At 71.4% G+C, this 16170-nt stretch carries 22 protein-coding genes; all 22 read right to left on the bottom strand.

Annotation, left to right across the window (positions count from 1 at the left end):
* Position 1: 1 nt before the first annotated feature.
* Positions 2–766 (bottom strand): motility protein A, encoded by a 765-nt coding sequence (locus tag FCL41_RS14420; protein ID WP_137064971.1) that lies wholly within the window; start codon positions 764–766, stop codon positions 2–4.
* Positions 766–1074, bottom strand: a complete 309-nt coding sequence (locus FCL41_RS14415) for a flagellar FlbD family protein (RefSeq protein ID WP_137064972.1) — start codon at positions 1072–1074, stop codon at positions 766–768. Before FCL41_RS14415 ends, FCL41_RS14420 begins: the two co-directional genes overlap by 1 nt.
* A gap of 163 nt (positions 1075–1237) precedes the next feature.
* On the bottom strand, positions 1238–2092 hold the full coding sequence (locus tag FCL41_RS14410; protein ID WP_137064973.1) for a flagellar hook-basal body complex protein: 855 nt from the start codon (positions 2090–2092) through the stop codon (positions 1238–1240).
* A 58-nt stretch (positions 2093–2150) separates the two neighbouring features.
* Positions 2151–2594, bottom strand: a complete 444-nt coding sequence (locus FCL41_RS14405) for a flagellar hook capping FlgD N-terminal domain-containing protein (RefSeq protein WP_212723061.1) — start codon at positions 2592–2594, stop codon at positions 2151–2153.
* 9 nt (positions 2595–2603) lie between these two features.
* Complete coding sequence (locus FCL41_RS14400; protein ID WP_137064974.1) at positions 2604–3788, bottom strand: flagellar hook-length control protein FliK; 1185 nt, start codon at positions 3786–3788, stop codon at positions 2604–2606.
* Positions 3785–4753, bottom strand: coding sequence for a transglycosylase SLT domain-containing protein (locus FCL41_RS14395; RefSeq protein WP_137064975.1), 969 nt, complete (start codon positions 4751–4753; stop codon positions 3785–3787). Before FCL41_RS14395 ends, FCL41_RS14400 begins: the two co-directional genes overlap by 4 nt.
* On the bottom strand, positions 4750–5271 hold the full coding sequence (locus FCL41_RS14390) for a flagellar FliJ family protein (RefSeq protein ID WP_137064976.1): 522 nt from the start codon (positions 5269–5271) through the stop codon (positions 4750–4752). The genes FCL41_RS14395 and FCL41_RS14390 overlap by 4 nt, the downstream gene beginning before the upstream one ends.
* Positions 5268–6593: a FliI/YscN family ATPase gene (locus FCL41_RS14385; RefSeq protein ID WP_137064977.1), complete on the bottom strand. Its 1326-nt coding sequence runs from the start codon at positions 6591–6593 to the stop codon at positions 5268–5270. The genes FCL41_RS14390 and FCL41_RS14385 overlap by 4 nt, the downstream gene beginning before the upstream one ends.
* Entirely contained in the window at positions 6590–7261 is a 672-nt protein-coding gene (locus FCL41_RS17535; RefSeq protein ID WP_137064978.1) for a FliH/SctL family protein, read from the bottom strand. The genes FCL41_RS14385 and FCL41_RS17535 overlap by 4 nt, the downstream gene beginning before the upstream one ends.
* A complete protein-coding gene (fliG, locus tag FCL41_RS14375; protein ID WP_137064979.1) occupies positions 7245–8261 on the bottom strand; it encodes a flagellar motor switch protein FliG in 1017 nt (338 codons plus the stop codon). Before fliG ends, FCL41_RS17535 begins: the two co-directional genes overlap by 17 nt.
* The gene (gene fliF / locus FCL41_RS14370; protein WP_137064980.1) at positions 8258–9844 is read right to left on the bottom strand and encodes a flagellar basal-body MS-ring/collar protein FliF; all 1587 of its coding nucleotides are present in this window, start codon (positions 9842–9844) and stop codon (positions 8258–8260) included. The genes fliG and fliF overlap by 4 nt, the downstream gene beginning before the upstream one ends.
* Positions 9844–10173 (bottom strand): flagellar hook-basal body complex protein FliE, encoded by a 330-nt coding sequence (gene fliE / locus FCL41_RS14365; protein WP_137064981.1) that lies wholly within the window; start codon positions 10171–10173, stop codon positions 9844–9846. The genes fliF and fliE overlap by 1 nt, the downstream gene beginning before the upstream one ends.
* A complete protein-coding gene (locus tag FCL41_RS14360; RefSeq protein ID WP_137064982.1) occupies positions 10170–10562 on the bottom strand; it encodes a flagellar basal body rod protein FlgC in 393 nt (130 codons plus the stop codon). Before FCL41_RS14360 ends, fliE begins: the two co-directional genes overlap by 4 nt.
* On the bottom strand, positions 10562–10927 hold the full coding sequence (locus FCL41_RS14355; protein ID WP_137064983.1) for a flagellar basal body rod protein FlgB: 366 nt from the start codon (positions 10925–10927) through the stop codon (positions 10562–10564). Before FCL41_RS14355 ends, FCL41_RS14360 begins: the two co-directional genes overlap by 1 nt.
* A gap of 219 nt (positions 10928–11146) precedes the next feature.
* Positions 11147–11632, bottom strand: coding sequence for a hypothetical protein (locus FCL41_RS14350; protein ID WP_137064984.1), 486 nt, complete (start codon positions 11630–11632; stop codon positions 11147–11149).
* Positions 11629–11997 carry a response regulator gene (locus FCL41_RS14345; RefSeq protein WP_137064985.1) on the bottom strand — a complete coding sequence of 123 codons (369 nt, stop codon included), beginning with the start codon at positions 11995–11997 and terminating at the stop codon, positions 11629–11631. Before FCL41_RS14345 ends, FCL41_RS14350 begins: the two co-directional genes overlap by 4 nt.
* Positions 11994–12497 carry a chemotaxis protein CheX gene (locus FCL41_RS14340; protein WP_137064986.1) on the bottom strand — a complete coding sequence of 168 codons (504 nt, stop codon included), beginning with the start codon at positions 12495–12497 and terminating at the stop codon, positions 11994–11996. The genes FCL41_RS14345 and FCL41_RS14340 overlap by 4 nt, the downstream gene beginning before the upstream one ends.
* Positions 12494–12877, bottom strand: a complete 384-nt coding sequence (locus tag FCL41_RS14335) for a response regulator (RefSeq protein WP_137064987.1) — start codon at positions 12875–12877, stop codon at positions 12494–12496. Before FCL41_RS14335 ends, FCL41_RS14340 begins: the two co-directional genes overlap by 4 nt.
* Positions 12878–12964: 87 nt before the next feature.
* Complete coding sequence (locus FCL41_RS14330) at positions 12965–13303, bottom strand: hypothetical protein (protein ID WP_137064988.1); 339 nt, start codon at positions 13301–13303, stop codon at positions 12965–12967.
* Entirely contained in the window at positions 13303–13677 is a 375-nt protein-coding gene (gene fliS / locus FCL41_RS14325; protein WP_137064989.1) for a flagellar export chaperone FliS, read from the bottom strand. Before fliS ends, FCL41_RS14330 begins: the two co-directional genes overlap by 1 nt.
* Positions 13678–13685: 8 nt before the next feature.
* Complete coding sequence (fliD, locus tag FCL41_RS14320; RefSeq protein ID WP_137064990.1) at positions 13686–15038, bottom strand: flagellar filament capping protein FliD; 1353 nt, start codon at positions 15036–15038, stop codon at positions 13686–13688.
* A gap of 199 nt (positions 15039–15237) precedes the next feature.
* Entirely contained in the window at positions 15238–16062 is an 825-nt protein-coding gene (locus tag FCL41_RS14315; protein ID WP_137064991.1) for a flagellin N-terminal helical domain-containing protein, read from the bottom strand.
* Positions 16063–16170: the final 108 nt, after the last annotated feature.

Genomic DNA, 16170 nt, shown 5'->3' with positions numbered 1-16170 from the left:
CTCAGGCCGCCTCGGCGTGCTGTCCCGCGGGGAGGAGCGACGTCAGCTTCTGCGCCACGACCCGGGGGTTGGAGCCGGACTGGATGGCGGCGATGCCCTCGATGGCGACCTCCATGCGGGTGGTCTCGAGCTCGCTCAGGCGCTTGAGGCGGTTGCTGATGGGCAGCCACAGCACGTTGGCGGAGAAGACGCCCCACAGGGTCGCGAGGAAGGCGGCGCCGATCAGGTGGCCGAGCTTCTCGGGCTCGGCGAGGCTCTCGAGCACGTGCACGAGGCCCATGACCGTGCCGACGATGCCGATGGTGGGGGCGTAGGCGCCAGCGTCGCCGAAGAACTTGGCCGCGTGCTTGTCCTGGGCCTTCTTGGCGTAGACCTCGGCCTCGAGGATCTCGCGGACCTCCTCGGGGTCGGTCCCGTCGATGGCCAGGGTCATGCCCTTGACCAGGAACGGGTCGTCGATCTCGCGCAGCGAGTCCTCGAGCGCGAGCAGGCCCTCGCGGCGGGCGCGCTCGGCCAGGGAGACGACGACGGGCACGAGGTCGGCGGAGCTGGCGGGCTTGCCGGTGAAGGCGTGCTTGAGGGAGACCAGGGCGTGCTTGGCGTCGGCGACGGTGCCACCGGCGACGGTGATCGCCAGGGTGGCTCCGAAGACCAGGAGCATCGGGGGCAGCAGGAACATCGCCGTGGGGTCGCCGCCCTCGAGGAGGTTGGCGATCGCGATCACCGCGAAGGCCAGGATGATGCCGATCAGGGTGGCCGGATCCATCAGTTCTCCTCCTCAGGAGTGCCCTCGACCTCGACGCCCGGCAGCGGGGCTACCGTGGCCAGGTGGCTGGGGGCGGGAGCTGCCGCCGCAGGTGTACGTCCCGAGCTCGGGTCGAGCTGCCAGGAGAGCGCGACGATCTCGCTGCGGTAGGTGCGCACGGCGTCGACGACCTGGGGCATCGAGTCGGCCACGACGTACTTGGTGCCGTCGGCGAGCGTCACGACGGTGTCGGGGGTGGCGTCGATGCGTTCGATCAGGTCTGAGTTGAGCACGAACGGCGTGCCTGACAGACGGGTCAACATGATCATCGAGCGCACCATCCTTGTGCTGTCCACGGGAGTCGGCCCGTCCGTGGGGCGACACCCACCCCATCGGCGGGCCGCACCGGCACCTGAGGCGTCCGAGGTGGCGAAATGCCGACGACCGACGCGGCTCCTCGCGGAGCACGCGCCGGTCGCGGCCGGGGAGTCGTCAGCGCTTGATGTTGACGAGCTCCTCGAGCACCTGGTCGGAGGTGGTGATCACTCGCGAGCTGGCCTGGAAGCCGCGCTGGGCGAGGATCAGGTTGGTGAACTCAGCGGCGAGGTCGACGTTGGACATCTCCAGGGCGCCACCCACGATCTTGCCCATCTGGCCCTCACCGGGGGTGCCGATCTGCGCAGCGCCCGAGTTGGCGCTGGCGCGGAAGGAGGTCTCCCCGACCTTCTCCAGGCCCTGGACGTTGGTGAAGTTGGCCAGGGCGATCTGCGCCATGTCGCGCTGCACGCCGTCGGAGAAGATGCCGCGGACCTTGCCGTCGCTGCCGATCTGGTACGAGGTCATGCTGACGCCGGCAGGCACGGCGGGGACCGCGTTGGCGACGTCGAGGGTGACGTCGGCGAGGCCGCCCGTGGGGTTGCCGGCCGCGTCGAGGAGGTAGCCCTGCACCCGGTTGCCGTTGGGACTGACCAGCACGCCGGTCTCGTCGAACGCGAAGGCGCCCGCACGGGTGTAGAGCTGCTCGTTGCCCTTGCGGACGACGAACATGCCGTCGCCCTGGATCATCAGGTCGGTGGCCCGGCCGGTGGTCTGGGCCGAGCCCTGACCGAAGTTGGTGGCGGTCGCGGCGAGCTGCACGCCGAGGCCGACCTGGGTCGGGTTGGTGCCGCCGCCGGTGGCGTTGGCGGCGGTGGCGCCACCGAGCAGCTGGCTGAGGGTGTCCTGGAAGACCGTGGTCGAGGACTTGAAGCCGGTGGTGTTGGCGTTGGCGATGTTGTTGCCGGTCACGTCGAGCATGGTCTGGTTGACGCGGAGCCCGGAGATGCCGGAGAAGAGTGAGCGGAGCATGGGTTTCCTCGCAGAGTGATGGAGAGCAGAGTGATGGAGAAGGGGACGATCAGGAAGGTCAGTCGGAGTCGGTGGTCGCGTCGGGAGTGGCTGTCCCGTCGGTGACCGACACGATGGAGCCCAACGGCACCTCGGCGCCGTCGATGTCGAGCACCGGGCCGGAGGCGCCGAAGGTCACGCCGGAGACCGTGCCCTTCTGGACCTTGCCGTCGGCGTCGGTGTAGGTGACGTGGCGCCCGACGAGCCCACTGGCCCCGAAGGCCATCTGGGAGGCGAGCAGCAGCGCGGTCTGGTCAGCCACGGCCTGCATCTTCTCCAGCGACGTGAACTGCGCCGTCTGGGCCAGGAACTGGCTGGAGTCGGTGGGGTTGAGCGGGTCCTGGTAGCGCATCTGGGTGACCAGGAGCTGCAGGAACATGTCCTTGTCCTGGGTGGTCTGAGTCGCAGTGGCTCCGGTGCCGAACAGTCCCGGAGTCACGGCCTCGGTGGCCGGGATCGACACGTTTCCTCCTCACAGGGTCAGGTCGAGGCCCGCAGCGCGGGTCGACCTGACCGGGTCGTGCGGCAGGCGGGTGTCGCCTGGTCCGCGGTGGTTGCCATCCATGGCGTTCTCTCCGTCACGCGTCCCTGCGTGGTGGTCCTGGTCGCGGTGGGCCTCGTCGGCGCCCCTGCCGCTGGTGGAGGGGCCGTCGTGGGCCTGGCCCGCACCTGGGCCGGCGCCGTCGCGCACGGTGACCCGGCTCTCGCTCGCACCGGTCAACTCGAGCAGGCGGCGCAGCTCGGGCGCGCTCTCGAGCAGGGCGCGCCGGGCCTCGTCGCCGGCCGCGAAGTCGACGGTGACCTCTCCGTTGCGGAGGGTGAGCGTCACGCGTACGTCGCCGAGCGCCTCCGGGCTGAGTGTCATGGTGAGCCGGTGCGTGCCGTCGCCCCGGGAGACGAGGCGCGACACCTCGCCGAAGACCTGGTCCGCCACCGGCGGAGCCGCAGTCGGGGTCGCCGTCGCGGCGCTGGCAGCGGTTGCGATGGGCGGAGCTGTGGTCACGGCCTGGACCGGGGTCATGGCCGAGATGTCGATGCCCGGTGCGGAAGTCGCGCTCGGGGCACCGGAGGCGGGCACCCCGGTGGCGCCGGCGGTCGTGGCAGCGCTCGTGGCGGTGGTCGTGGCGGTGGTCGTGGAGTCGGGCTGGATGCCGTCCGCGAGCGGCACCGAAGCGGCCGAGACGCCAGCCAGGGAGACCGGCGCGGAGAGCGCTGCCCCCTGCGGCGTCGCGACGGGGCCGGGCAGCAGGAACGTACGTCCGCCTGACTCGTCGGTCCTGGGCTCGGTGGCGTCGGTCGTGGTCCCGGTGGGCGCCTCGGCCAGCCGGACAGCCTCGGTGACGGCAACCGGCGGGGTCGCGGAGAACGGCACGGGCAGGACCGGCTCGGTCTCCGCCTGCGGACCGGTCTCCGCGTCGGCGTCCTGGTCGCGGGACACAGTCGCGTCGCTCGCCTCGGAGGGGAGGCCGGTGAGCCCCGTCGGGGTACCCGTGCCAGTGGGGGTGGCTGGGGTGGTGGGGGCAGCCACAGCTGCGCCGGGCAGGGCCGCGAGCAGCATCTCGAGGAAGCCTCCCGAGCCGGCGCCCGACGAGGCGGACGGCCCGGCTGCGCTGGCGGCGGGAGCGGCGCTGGCCGGCAGCGGGGGAAGCGCGGTCATCGGGCCCCCTCCAGCATCGCCATGATCGATCGCACGTAGTTCTGCGTCTCCTGGTAGGGCGGGATGCCGCCGTGCCGCATCACCGCGCCCGGCCCGGCGTTGTACGCAGCCAGCGCCAGGTCGGTGCTGCCGAAGCGGTCGAGCAGGTCGCGCAGCAGCCGTGCGGCGCCGTCGACGGCCTGACCCGGGTCGAAGGAGTTGCTCACTCCGAGGCCCTGCGCAGTCGCGGGCATCAGCTGCATGAGCCCCTGGGCGCCGGCGGGGCTGACCGCGGTCGGGTCGAAGCCGGACTCCTGACGGGCGACGGCAGCGAGCAGGGCGGGGGAGACCCCGTGCGTGGCCCCGGCCGTGGCGAAGAGCGGGGCGAACGCTGCGCCGCCGGCCGGCAGGCCGGGCACGGACGCCGGCTGCACGCCTGCGAGTCCGGCGTCGGGAACGATCCGACGGATCACGTCGGGGGTGGTGGGCACGTCGATGATCCGGACGTCGAGACCGGTGCGCGGCGCCTCGATCATCTTCCCGTTGCCGATGTAGATGGCGATGTGGTCGACGCCCTTGTTGCGGCTCGAGTTGTCCCAGGCGATCAGGTCGCCGGGCTGGGCCTGGGCCATGCTCGCCACCGGTCGGCCGGCAGCGGCCTGCTGGTAGGAGACGCGCGGCAGCTCGTAGCCCAGGTTGCGGTAGACCAGCTGGACCAGGCCCGAGCAGTCCAGCCCCTTCGACGGGTCGGTGCCGCCCCAGACGTAGGGGATGCCGAGGTACTTCTTCGCCTCGTCGACCACAGCCTCGCCAGCGGCGGTGCCGCCGCCGGTCCCGCCGGCGGTGCTCCCGGTGTCGAGGAGGGCGCCCTCGAGGGCGGCGCTGAAGGCCGCCTGCCCGGTGGAGAGGCTGGACGGGCTGGGGGCGAGCAGCGTGAGCTGGCTCTGGATCTCGGAGATCCGACTGGTCACGTCGGCGACGCTCATCGGGCACCTTGCGGGTCGAGGGGAGAACGGGTGGGGGTGGCAGAGGAGGAGGCGGGAGTTGTGGGGAAGGAAGCGGCAGGCCTGACGCGCTGGGCGCGCCCCCACAGCTGGGCGGCGATGTCGTCGAGCTCGACGGCCTCGCGGTGCGCCCGTTCGCCGCGCCTGACCTCGGCCCGCCGGGCCAGCAGCGACTCGACGGCGGCGAGCCGGGTCTTGTCGGTGGACCAGTGCGCCTGCGCGGAGTCGGCGATGCGGTGGGCGGCGCCGAGCTGGTCGCCTGCCGCCCCGGCGGCTGCCCCGATCGCCAGGACGGCGGCGCGGCGGGCGCGGAAGGAGGTGGCGTCACCCTCGTCCCAGGCGGGAGAACTGGCCAGCTGGTCGTTCAGGTCGGCGAGGCGGGCACGTCGCTGCTCGCGCTCGGCGAGCGCCTGCTGCAGTCCGATCCGGCTGTCGCGCTCGCGCACCGCGCGGACACGCTCCACGGCCCGCATGCCGCGGTCGAGGTTGCGGGCGCTCACGACGCGGCCCCCAGCTCAGCGGGATGCAGCAGGGCGTGCAGCCGGCCCCACGTCTGCGCGGTCGGGGTGGAGTCGTCCATCTCCTGGCGCAGGAAGTCGTTGATGCGCGGCATCAGGGCCAGGGCGAGGTCGGCGTCCGGGTCGGCGCCACGGGCGTACGCCCCGATCTCGACGAGCTCCTTGACGTCGCGGTGCGCGGCGAGCAGGCGTCGCAACCAGGTCGCGTCCTGACGTTGGTCGGGGGTGGTGACCGCACCGTTGACGCGCGATATCGACTCGAGCACGTCGATGCTGGGGAAGTGGCCCGAGGTGGCCAGACGGCGCGAGAGCACCACGTGACCGTCGAGGATCGAGCGGGCGGTGTCGCCGATCGGGTCCTGCATGTCGTCGCCCTCGACGAGCACGGTGTAGAGGCCGGTGATGCTGCCGACCGGGGAGGTGCCGGCCCGCTCGAGCAGGCGGGGCATCAGCGCGAAGACGCTCGGCGGGTAGCCGCGGGTGGCGGGAGGCTCGCCGGCCGACAGGCCGATCTCGCGCTGGGCCATCGCCACGCGGGTCAGGCTGTCCATCATCAGCACCACGTGGCGGCCGGCGTCGCGGAACGACTCGGCGATGCGGGTGGCGACGAAGGCGGCGCGCAGGCGCTCGACGGGCGGGGCGTCGGAGGTGGCGACGACCACGATCGAGCGGGCCAGACCCTCGGGACCGAGGTCGTTCTCGATGAACTCGCGCACCTCACGGCCACGTTCGCCGACCAGGGCGAGGACGCAGATCTCCGCGTCGGTGCCGCGGGCGACCATGGAGAGCAGGCTCGACTTGCCGACGCCGGAGCCGGCCATGATGCCGAGGCGCTGACCGCGTCCGCAGGGGACGAGGGAGTCGAGGGCGCGGACGCCGAGCCCGAGCTGGTGCACGATGCGCGGACGGGCCAGGGCGTCGGGGGCGGGGTGGTCGACCCCGACCAGGGACAGGTGGTCGAGGGAGGGTCCGCCGTCGATGGGACGGCCGAGCCCGTCGAGCACGCGGCCGCGCAGCTCCTCGCCGACCCGGATCCGCAACGGTCCACCGGTGTGGCGCACCAGGGCGCCGGCGGTGAGGCCGGTGGTGGACCCCAGCGGCAGGCAGGTCAGCCCCTCGGGGCCGCTGGCTGCAACCTCGGCCAGCACCGGCTCGTCGCCCTCGACCTCGACGAGGTCGCCGACGGCGGCCGGCAGGCCGGTGACGACCAGCTGCAGGCCCAGCACCTGGGAGACCCGGCCGAGGAGGGCCGGTGCTGCGGCGGCGAGCGCAGCCACGGACGTACGCGGGTCGAGGGAGGTCACGCGAGCACCTCGCGGACGCGGGTCATCGCGGCGTCGATCCGCAGGTCGAACGCGTGGTCGGCGACCTCGACGACCGCGTCGAGGCGGCCCAGGGTGGGGTCGGCGACGCAACGGGTGCCGTCGGCCAGCAGCTTCAGCTCGGGGGACTCGAGGTGGTCGGGGTGCAGGCGTACGCACGCGACCTCGCCCGTGGGCGCGAGGGCGAGCACGCGGCGTACGACGTCGGCCGCGGTGGCGCCGCGCACCTCGTGGCCGACGAGCTGCTCGGTGAGGGCCCAGGCCAGCTCGGTGCCCTGGGCCTCGACCCGGGCACCCGCGCCGTCGAGCACCGCGCGGAGCTGGGCGGCGGCGGCGAGCAGGGCCTGCACGGCGTCGCGGTGCTCGGCCGCGCGCTGCTCCTCGGCGAGCGCCAGGCGCTCGGCCTCGGCCGTGGCCCTCACCCGGGCCTCGGCAGCCGCCTCGCGACGACCCTGCGCCCAGCCCACGGAGTAGCCCTGGGCCTGCGCCGCGGCACGGGCCTGCTCGGCCACCTCGGTGAGGGTGCGCTCGCTGACCGGGTCGCCCAGCGCGCTGTCGGGCGCCAGACGGGTCCATGTGCCGACCCGCAGGTCGCGGGTGCGGAAGGGGGCGACGCCGGAGCCGGCGGCCACGTCAGTCGACGAACTCATCGTCGTTCCCACGCCGGACCATGATCTGGCCCTGCTCCTCGAGGCGGCGGATGGTCCGGATGATGTTCTGCCTGGCCTCCTCGACCTGCGTGAGCCTGACCGGGCCGAGCAGCTCGACCTCCTCGAGCAGGTTCTCCGCAGCACGCTCGGACAGGTTGCCGGTGATCTTGTTGCGCACCGCGCCTTCGGGCACGCCCTTGAGGGCGAGCGCCAGGTCGGCACCGTCGACCTCGCGCAGCACCTGCTGCACCGAGCGGTCGTCGAGGGTGACGATGTCCTCGAACATGAACATCCGGCTCTTGATCTCGTCGGCCAGGGTGGCGTCGAGCGCCTCCAGGCCCTCGACGATCTGACGCTCGGTGGAGCGGTCGGAGCGGTTGATGATGTTGACCAGGGGGTCGACGCCGCCCACCTGCGACAGCTCCGTGGGCTGGAGCATCGAGGAGAGCTTGCGCTCCAGGATCGCCTCGACGGAGCGCACCATCTCGGGGGAGGTCCGGTCCATCACCGCGATGCGGTGGGCCACCTGGGCCTGCAGCTGGGGCGCGAGGCCCGAGAGCAGCAGGGAGGCCTTGTCCGCGGTCATGTGGGCGAGCACCAGGGCGATGACCTGCGGGTGCTCGTCGGCGATGAAGGAGCGGATCTGGGCGGGGTCGGCCCGGTGCAGGAACTGGAAGGGCATCTGCACCGCAGCGGCGTTGAGGCGCTCGATGACCTCGGCGGCGCGCTCCGGCCCGAGCGACTGCTCCAGCATCTGGTGGGCGAAGTCGAGACCACCCTTGGAGACGTGGGCTCGGGCGACCAGCAGGTCGTGGAACTCCGTGAGCACGTTGGTGGACTCGTCGGCGCTCACCGAGCTGAGGCGGGCGATCTCGGCGGAGACCAGCTCGACCTCCGACTCGGAGAGGTGGTTCATCACCTGGGCAGCCTTGTCGCGACCCATCTGGATCAGCAGGACGGCGGTCTTGCGCACGCCTGCCGACGTCGTCACGGCGCTCATCGGGGCGGCTCCACGAGCCAGCCGCGCAGCAGCGCGGCGACGTCCTCGGGCTGGCGCTCGACCAGGGCCGCGAGCTCGTCACGCATCTTCTCGACCTCGTCGTGCTCGGCTGACTCCAGCGCTGCCAGAGCCGGGCTCGGTGCCTCGGGCAGCGCCTCGGCGCGTGTCTGCGCGTCCAGTCGGAGCTGCTCGACCACGTAGCTGGTGGCGTCGGCGCGAGCCCGGGCGCGGCGGCGTCCCTGCATCCAGGCCAGCAGCCCGACCATGACCACGACCACGCCGAGGGCCACGTTGCGGATGAGGGCGAGAAGCGCTGCCTCGGCCTCGGCCTTCTCCGCGTCGGCCAGCTCGGCCTCGGCGGCCTCCTGGGCGCTGCGGTCGAAGGGCATCGAGGTGACCTCGACGGTGTCGCCGCGGTCGAGGTCCTCACCGATCGCTGCGGCGATCAGTCGGCGCATGTCGGCGTTGCTCACCTTGATCGGGGCGTTGCTGTCCAGCGCCACTCCGATGTGCAGGGAGTCGACGGCGCCGGGGGCGGACTCGCGTCGCTCGACGACGGAGTTGACCGCGTTGTCCTCGGTGGTGGAGTTCTTGGCGTAGTTGCCGTTGCCGTTGCCGTTGCCGTCGATCTCGGTGTTGCCCTCAGGGCCGACGACGCCGCCGACGCCCGGGGCGCCGGGGCCGGTGTAGGTCTCGCGCTGGCGGTTGCTCGAGAGCGGCTTCGCCTCGGGGTCCGACTCGTACGTCGTGCTGGTGCTGACCGACTTGTCGAAGTCGAGGTTGGCGGTCACGGCGACGGTGGAGTTGCCGGGGCCGACGACGGTGTCGAGGGTGCGCTGGATCTTGGCGTTCAGCTCGTCCTGGTGCTCCTGGATCGCCTGGGTCCGGGTGCCGGCGCCGAGGCCGCCGGAGGCGGCGTCGGCCGAGAGCACGCGGCCGCTGGCATCGGCGACCGTCACCTTCTCGGGGGCCAGGCCGTCGACGCTTGAGGCGATCAGGTGGACCACGGCCTGGACCTGCTCGGGCGTGAAGGCCTTGCCAGCCTGGGTGTCGACCAGGACCGAGGCGGTGGTGGGGTCCTGCTCCTTGGCGAAGACCTGCTTGGCGGGCATGGCGAGGTGCACGACGGCGGTGCTGACGCCGTCGATGGCCTCGATCGTGCTGGCGAGCTCGCCCTCCATGGCGCGCTTGAAGGAGGTCTGCTCCTGGAACTGCGAGGTGGAGAGACTCTGCTCGTCCAGCAGCGAGTAGCCGCCGTCCTTGTTGGCGGGCAGGCCCTCGCCGCTGAGCGCGATCCGGGTCTCGTGCACCTGCTCCTTGGGGACGAGGACGGTGTTGCCGTCGTCGGAGAGCTTGTGCGGGACGCCGGTGGCGGTGAGCTCCTCGATGACGGCGGCGGCGTCCTCGGAGCTCATCTGCGAGTAGAGGGGGCTGTAGCTCGGGGTGGCGACCCAGCGGAAGACCATGAAGCCGGCGAGCAGCAGCGCGAGGACGCCGACGCCGGCGATGGCCTTCTGGCCGGTGCTGAAGCCGGCCAGCGACTCACGGACGCGGGCGAGGAGGCGGGTGGCGGTCTCCTTCATCAGACCTGCATCCGCATGATCTCGTTGAAGGCCTCGACCGCGCGGTTGCGCACGGCGACCGTCAGCTGGGTGGTCACGCTGGCCTCGGTCGCGGCGATCGTGTAGTCGTGCATGCTGTCGAGGTCACCGGTGGCAGCCTTGACGGCGAGCTGGTCGGCGTTGGTCTGCACCGACTCGAGGCGCTCGAGGCCGTCGAGCAGCAGCTCGCCGAACTCTCCGCCGGCGCCGTCGGGACCCTGCGGTCCGCCGACCGTCGGGAGGGCGGTCGGGGTGACCACCGGGGCGACGTACGGCGTGAAGCCCATCGCCTCGATACCTGAGATGCTCATGAGCGTCCGATCTGCAGGGCAGCGTTGTAGGAGTCCTGGGCGGTCTTGGTGACCTGCACCGAGGCCTGGAAGCCGCGCTGGGCCATGACCAGCTGGCTCATCTGGCTGGACATGTCGATGTCGGGCAGGCGCACGTAGCCGTTCTCGTCGGCCAGCGGGTGGTCCGGGCTGTGGACCATCCGGCCCTCCGGGTCGCCGTACTCGATGCCACCGACGCTGACACCGCCGTCGGGGCGGGCGCGGGCCACCACCATCTGGGCCTGGAAGGCGTCCTCGTCGGTGCCGGTGACCGTGTTGGCGTTGGCGATGTTGTGGGCCAGGGCGTCCAACCAGGTCTGGTGCATGCCGAGGCTCGACCCCGCGATGTGGAGCAGGTCGAAGGCGCCCATCACTGCCCCGTCGCTGCGGTGCGGACCACGGCCAGGCGGTCGGAGGCCGCGCGGGTGAGGAGCTGGTACTGGAACTGCGACTGGATCGCGGCCAGCGACTCCTTGCGCAGGTCGACGTTGTTGCCGTTCACGCCCACCGGGGTGTTGGTCGGGATCCCGCGGGCGGTCACCGAGGCGTCCCCGGCGGCGAAGCGGCCCGAGGCGATGGCCTGGCGCAGCGACGACTCGAAGTCGACCGAGGTGGCTCGGAAGCCGGGGGTGTCGACGTTGGCGATGTTGTCGGCGATCACGCGTTGGCGCAGCGACGCCCCGTCGAGTGCGGAGCTGAGCACGCGGGAGACCGCGTCGGAGACAGCGAAGGGCATGGCAGGGAAACCTCTCGGGGAGGGCGTTGCCGGTCCTTCGGCGGGGATGAGCGCTCCGTGCTCGACTCTCCCTTCGGCGGCTGCCGGGCGCAGTTGAGAAGAACGGCGCAGGGAAAAGCAGAAAGGAGAGACCCGGTGACGCGCGGCACCACCCGAGAAGGACCAGCAACTCCGGTCTGGGCCACCCCTCGGCGCGTACGGGGTGGCCCTGGCGATGGGCTAGAAGGTCTGGACGACCGAGATGATCCCGGTGCCGTAGTACGGCACGTCGACGCGCATGTCCGTGCGACGACCCAGGGTCAGCGCGTGCACGAGCACGTCACGCGGCGTCGGCTCACCGGCCGGGTGCATCGCGTGCAGGCGCAGGTGGTCGGCCCCGGGGGCGCTGTTGAAGAGGCTCACCGCGATGTTGAGCACCTCGTGGAGGTTCTCGCGGAGCACCTCGGGCAGGGAGCCCTGGGTGACCGCGTCCTCGGCGACCTGGGGCGGCACCAGGCCGATGGCCGCACCGGCGTACGCCGAGAGCGGCAGGTCGAAGCAGATCAGGGCAGCGACGCGCAACGAGTCGTCGACGTACACACCGATCGTCGCCGGGCGCTTCGGGCCGGGGGCCAGGGGGGCGGCCGGCTCGATCGAGACGGGCTTTCCGAGGAGGTCGCTGAGGAGGTCACGGACCTCCTTGGCCACGGGGAGGTGAACCTTCATGCCCGGGGGAGCACCGCCGAGAGAGCCTCGTCGAACAGCTCCGGGGTGAAGGGCTTGGCGATCAGGAAGAGCGCGCCGGCGGCGGCCGCGCGGGCCCGCATCTCCTCCGAGCCCTCGGAGGTGACGAAGCCGAAGGGCACCTCTGAGCCGGAGGCCCGCAGGTGTGCGAGGGCGTCGATGCCGTTCATCTCGGGCATGTTCCAGTCGGAGAGCACGAGGTCGGGCTTCTCGGTGGCCACCATCTCGACGGCCCGGAGGCCGTTCTCGGCCTCGACCACGTCGTGGCCGGCATAGCCCGACTGACGCAGCGTACGGATGACGATCTGGCGCATGACGCGGCTGTCGTCGACGACGAGGATCTTCATCGGTTCACCTTGCTGACGGCGGGACTTCCCGAGTGGACGGTGAGGGAGACGGGTTCGTCACCCCAGGCGAAGTCGAGGCGCACGATCTCCTGCTGGTCGGAGCCGTGGGCGAACTGACCCGTGGCGACCAGAGGCAGGGAGAGCTGGCTGGGACCGGGCACGAGGCTCTTCACGTTGCCACCGACCATGTTGACCAGCTCGCCGACGGCGTCGACGACGTCGGCCTCCGACGGCTCGTCGCTCTCGGGGTCCATGCCGAGCATGCCGCAGGTCAGGCGGTGGGCGCCGACACCGGTCAGCTGCATGGAGACCATGCCGTTCCACTCGCCCTTGACGGTGACGCTGGCGGCCCACGTCGGGGTGAAGGCGCGAGCCTCGGCGGCGGTGAAGGGCGCGGTGTGGCCCAGGAACGTCGACCACACCTCCTCGGTCAGCGTGCGGACGTCGTCCGGGCTGAGGACGGCGCCCTGCTGGGCGTCCGCGCTCGCGGGTGCGGTCATGCGATCGCTCCGTCGTGGGTCAGGCCGAGCAGCTCGAGCTTGTCGAGGATGGCGTCGGCGGTGAAGGGCTTGATGACGTACTCGTGGGCGCCGGCGGCGAGGGCGGCGACGATCCGGGAGTGCTCGCTCTCGGTGGTGACCATCATCAGAGTGATGTCGCGCCACTCGCGCACCTTGCGGACCTCGGTGACGAACTCGTAGCCGTTCATCACGGGCATGTTCCAGTCGATGAGGCACAGGTCGGGGCGCAGCCCACCAGTGAGGTGGTCGAGCGCCTCCTGGCCGTGGCCGGCCTCCGTGATCTCGAACCCGGCGCCGCGCAGGATGCGGGCCAGGATCATCCGCATCGAGCGGGAGTCGTCGATGACGAGCGCGTGCACGTCAGGCTCCTGTCGGGTGGGGGGACCAGGGGGCGGTGCGGGCTGACAGGGCTTCCATCGGTCGCCGGAGGTGGGTCCTGAGCGGAATCACGCGCTGACGTCGAGGTACGCCGGGGCGGCGGGCGCAGCCGTGGCGTCGGTGACGCGGGCGGCGAAGTCGCGCTGGCGGCTGGTGGCCGCCATCGCCTGGGAGAGGTCGAGCTGCACCTGGCGCTGGCTGGCCAGGAGGGCCTCCGCGCGGGGCACGAGGTCGCGGGGGAGAGGGCCGAGCCCGGGGGCCGGCGTCCACGACGCGGTGTCGACCGTCTCGGCGTGGCTGCCCTGCTCGCGGTTGGCCAGGAGGACGCGGATCGCCTCCAGCTCTGCCTCGAGCCGGTCGAGCTCGTCGTGCCACGGGCTCACGGCTGCGGCGGTGTCGCCACGCATCAGCCGGCAGCCTGGAGGGCGGCCTGGCGCCAGGTGTCGCACAGCTGCTCGGCAAGGGCGAGCACGTGCTCGGTCATCGCGGCGTCGCAGCGGGTGTTGGCGAGCACGAGCTGGGTGTACATCCAGTCGTAGAGCGAGGCGAGGGCAGGGGCGCCCGACCAGGCGTCGGTGCGCAGGCTGATGCGCAGCTCCATGACGATGTCCTGGGCGTGCAGCAGGTGGCCGTTCGCCTCCTCGCGCTGGCCGGCCTCCTGGGCGTCGCGCCCACGCTGGAGGTCCAGCACGAGCCGCTGGTAGAGCATGACCAGGAGCCGCTGCGGGCTCGCCGTGGAGACGGAGGCGCCGAGATAGGTCTGGCGGACGTTCGCGTTCATGGACGCACTCAACTTTCGGAGCCGGAGAGGGAGTTGATCTGACCTGCCAGCCAGCTGGACTGGCTGTTCATCTTGCTGAGCGCCACCTCGAGGGCGGTGAACTGGCGGGTGAGCGAGTTCTGGCGCAGCTCGAGCCGCAGGTCCCACGCGGTGATCGAGTCGGTGAGCCGGGAGATGCCGTCGGTGCGGCCCTTGATCGCCGACGTCAGCGTCCCGTCGTACTTGTCGCTCGCGGCCTCGGCCACCTTCTGGACCCGCGCCGCGAAGCCGTCGGTGCTGCCGAAGGCCTGCGTGACGGCGGTGGGGTCGGCGGCGTACGCCGTCGCGAACTTCTCCTCGTCGAAGACGAGCTTGCCGTAGCGGTCGACCTGGAGGCCGAGGGCGGCCATGGAGGAGCCGTCGTTCGGGTAGAGCGAGGTGGCCAGGGCCGTACGCAGCTCGCGCACGCCGCTCTCGCCAGCCAGCACGCCTGCCTTCTTGGTGGTGGCGTTGTAGGCACTCTGGGCATCGATGTCGCTGAGCAGCGCGTTGATGCCGTCGACGAACGACTTGATCGTCGCGACGTGGGTGCTGGCGTCGCGGGTGACCTCGACCTGTGCGGTCTCACCGACCTTCGCCTTGGCCGAGAGCGTGACCGTGACGCCCGGCATGAGGTCGGTGAAGGTGTTGCTCGACGAGGTCAGGGTGAAGCCGGAGACCTCGACCTGTGCGTCGGTCCCGGCCCGCGTGCGTGACGCCTCGGGACCACCGAGCAGCGCGCTGCCGTCGGCGGCCGTCAGGGTGAAGGAGGAGGCGGCACCGGTGGCAGCGGCGTCGACCACGAGGCGGTACGCCCCCGGGCTGACCTGCAGCATCGTGGCCCGCAGGCCCGAGCCGCTGGCGGTCGCGTTGAGGCCGTCGACGATCCCGCGCAGAGTCCCGTCGCCGGCGTCGACCGTGGCGGTGGTGCCGTCCTGGTGGGTCACCGTCAGCAGCCGCTTGCCGTCGGCGTCGGCCGGGACCAGCACGTCGCTGGCCGCGGCGGTCCCGAGGTGGGTCTCGCCGTGGCTGGTGGCCAGGGCCTGGATGTCGACGGTGAAGCTGCTCGCCGCGGCACCTGCCGCGATCGTGGCGGTCACCCCCTCGTGCGACGAGGTCGAGGTCAGGGAGCTCCACGCAGTGGACTTTCCGACCTCACCTGCCTTGGTGGCCAGAGCGGCCACCTTGGAGTTGAGGTTCTGGAGGATCTTGAGCGCCGACTCCTCGGAGGTGACGCGACTCTTCAGCTTGCTCTGCGGCACGGCCTCCAGCTGCATGAGCTGGCTGACGATGCCGGCGGTGTCCAGGCCACTGCCCAGTCCGCTGATGCTCGCAGTCGCCACGGAGTCTCCTCTCGAAGGATCTGGTCGACGTCGGACGCGGCGCGTCCGACGCAGGGATGATCGGCAGCGCCGGCCACGACCTGAGGGATCGTGCGGTCGATCCCGGGGAAAGGTCGTCGAAGAGCCGCAGTGCCCCGGAGCGTGGGCTCCGGGGCACTGGGGATGCTGCTGGGTGGTGCTGGTGTCAGCTACCGCTGGATCAGCGGAGGAGCGACAGGACGCCCTGCGGGGCCTGGTTGGCCTGCGCGAGCATCGCGGTGCCGGCCTGCGACAGGATCTGTGCGCGGGTGAAGCTCATCATCTCCTGCGCCATGTCGGTGTCGCGGATGCGGCTCTCCGACGCGGTGAGGTTCTCGATCGCCACGTTCACGTTGTTGATGGTGTGCTCGAGGCGGTTCTGGGAAGCACCCAGGCCGGCGCGAGTGGTGGAGATCGCCTCGATCGCGGTGTCCACGGACTCGATGGAGGCCTGGGCGGTGGCGAAGTCGGTGACCTTCAGGTCCTTGATGCCGTCGACGGTGGCCTTGACGTCGTCGAGGACGACCGCGATGGAGCTGTTGCCGTCACCCTGCGCGCCGACCTGGAAGTTCAGGCTGGCGACCGAGCCGTTGAGCAGCTTGGTGCCGTTGAACTCGGTGGACTCGGCGATGCGGTCGAGCTCGGCGCCGATGCTGGCGATCTCGGTCTCGATGTTGGTGCGGGCCTCGGCGCTGTTCGAGTCGTTGGCGCCCTGGACGGCCAGGTCGCGAACGCGCTGCAGGATGCCGTGGACCTCGGTGAGAGCACCTTCAGCGGTCTGCACGACGGAGATGCCGTCCTGGGCGTTGCGGACGGCCACCTTGAGGCCACCGACCTGCGAGCGCAGGCCCTCGGAGATCGCGAGACCGGCGGCGTCGTCGGCGGCGCGGTTGATGCGGAAGCCCGAGGAGAGCTTCTCCAGCGACTTGGACATCTGGCCCTGGGTGACCGACAGGTTGCGGTACGAGTTGAAGGCGTCGATGTTCTGGTTGATGCGGAGACTCATGGTGGTTTCCTTCCTGGAGAGTCACGTTCCGAAGTCCGTCCGTGGACTTCGTTGCCTGTCTGTTCGGCCGCCGGGTGGCGACCCTGAGGTGTCCTGCGAAGTTTTTTT

Origin of the sequence: Nocardioides jishulii, from assembly GCF_006007965.1 — a bacterium.
Lineage (GTDB): Bacteria > Actinomycetota > Actinomycetes > Propionibacteriales > Nocardioidaceae > Nocardioides > Nocardioides jishulii.
This window is presented reverse-complemented; position numbering and strand designations above follow the sequence as displayed.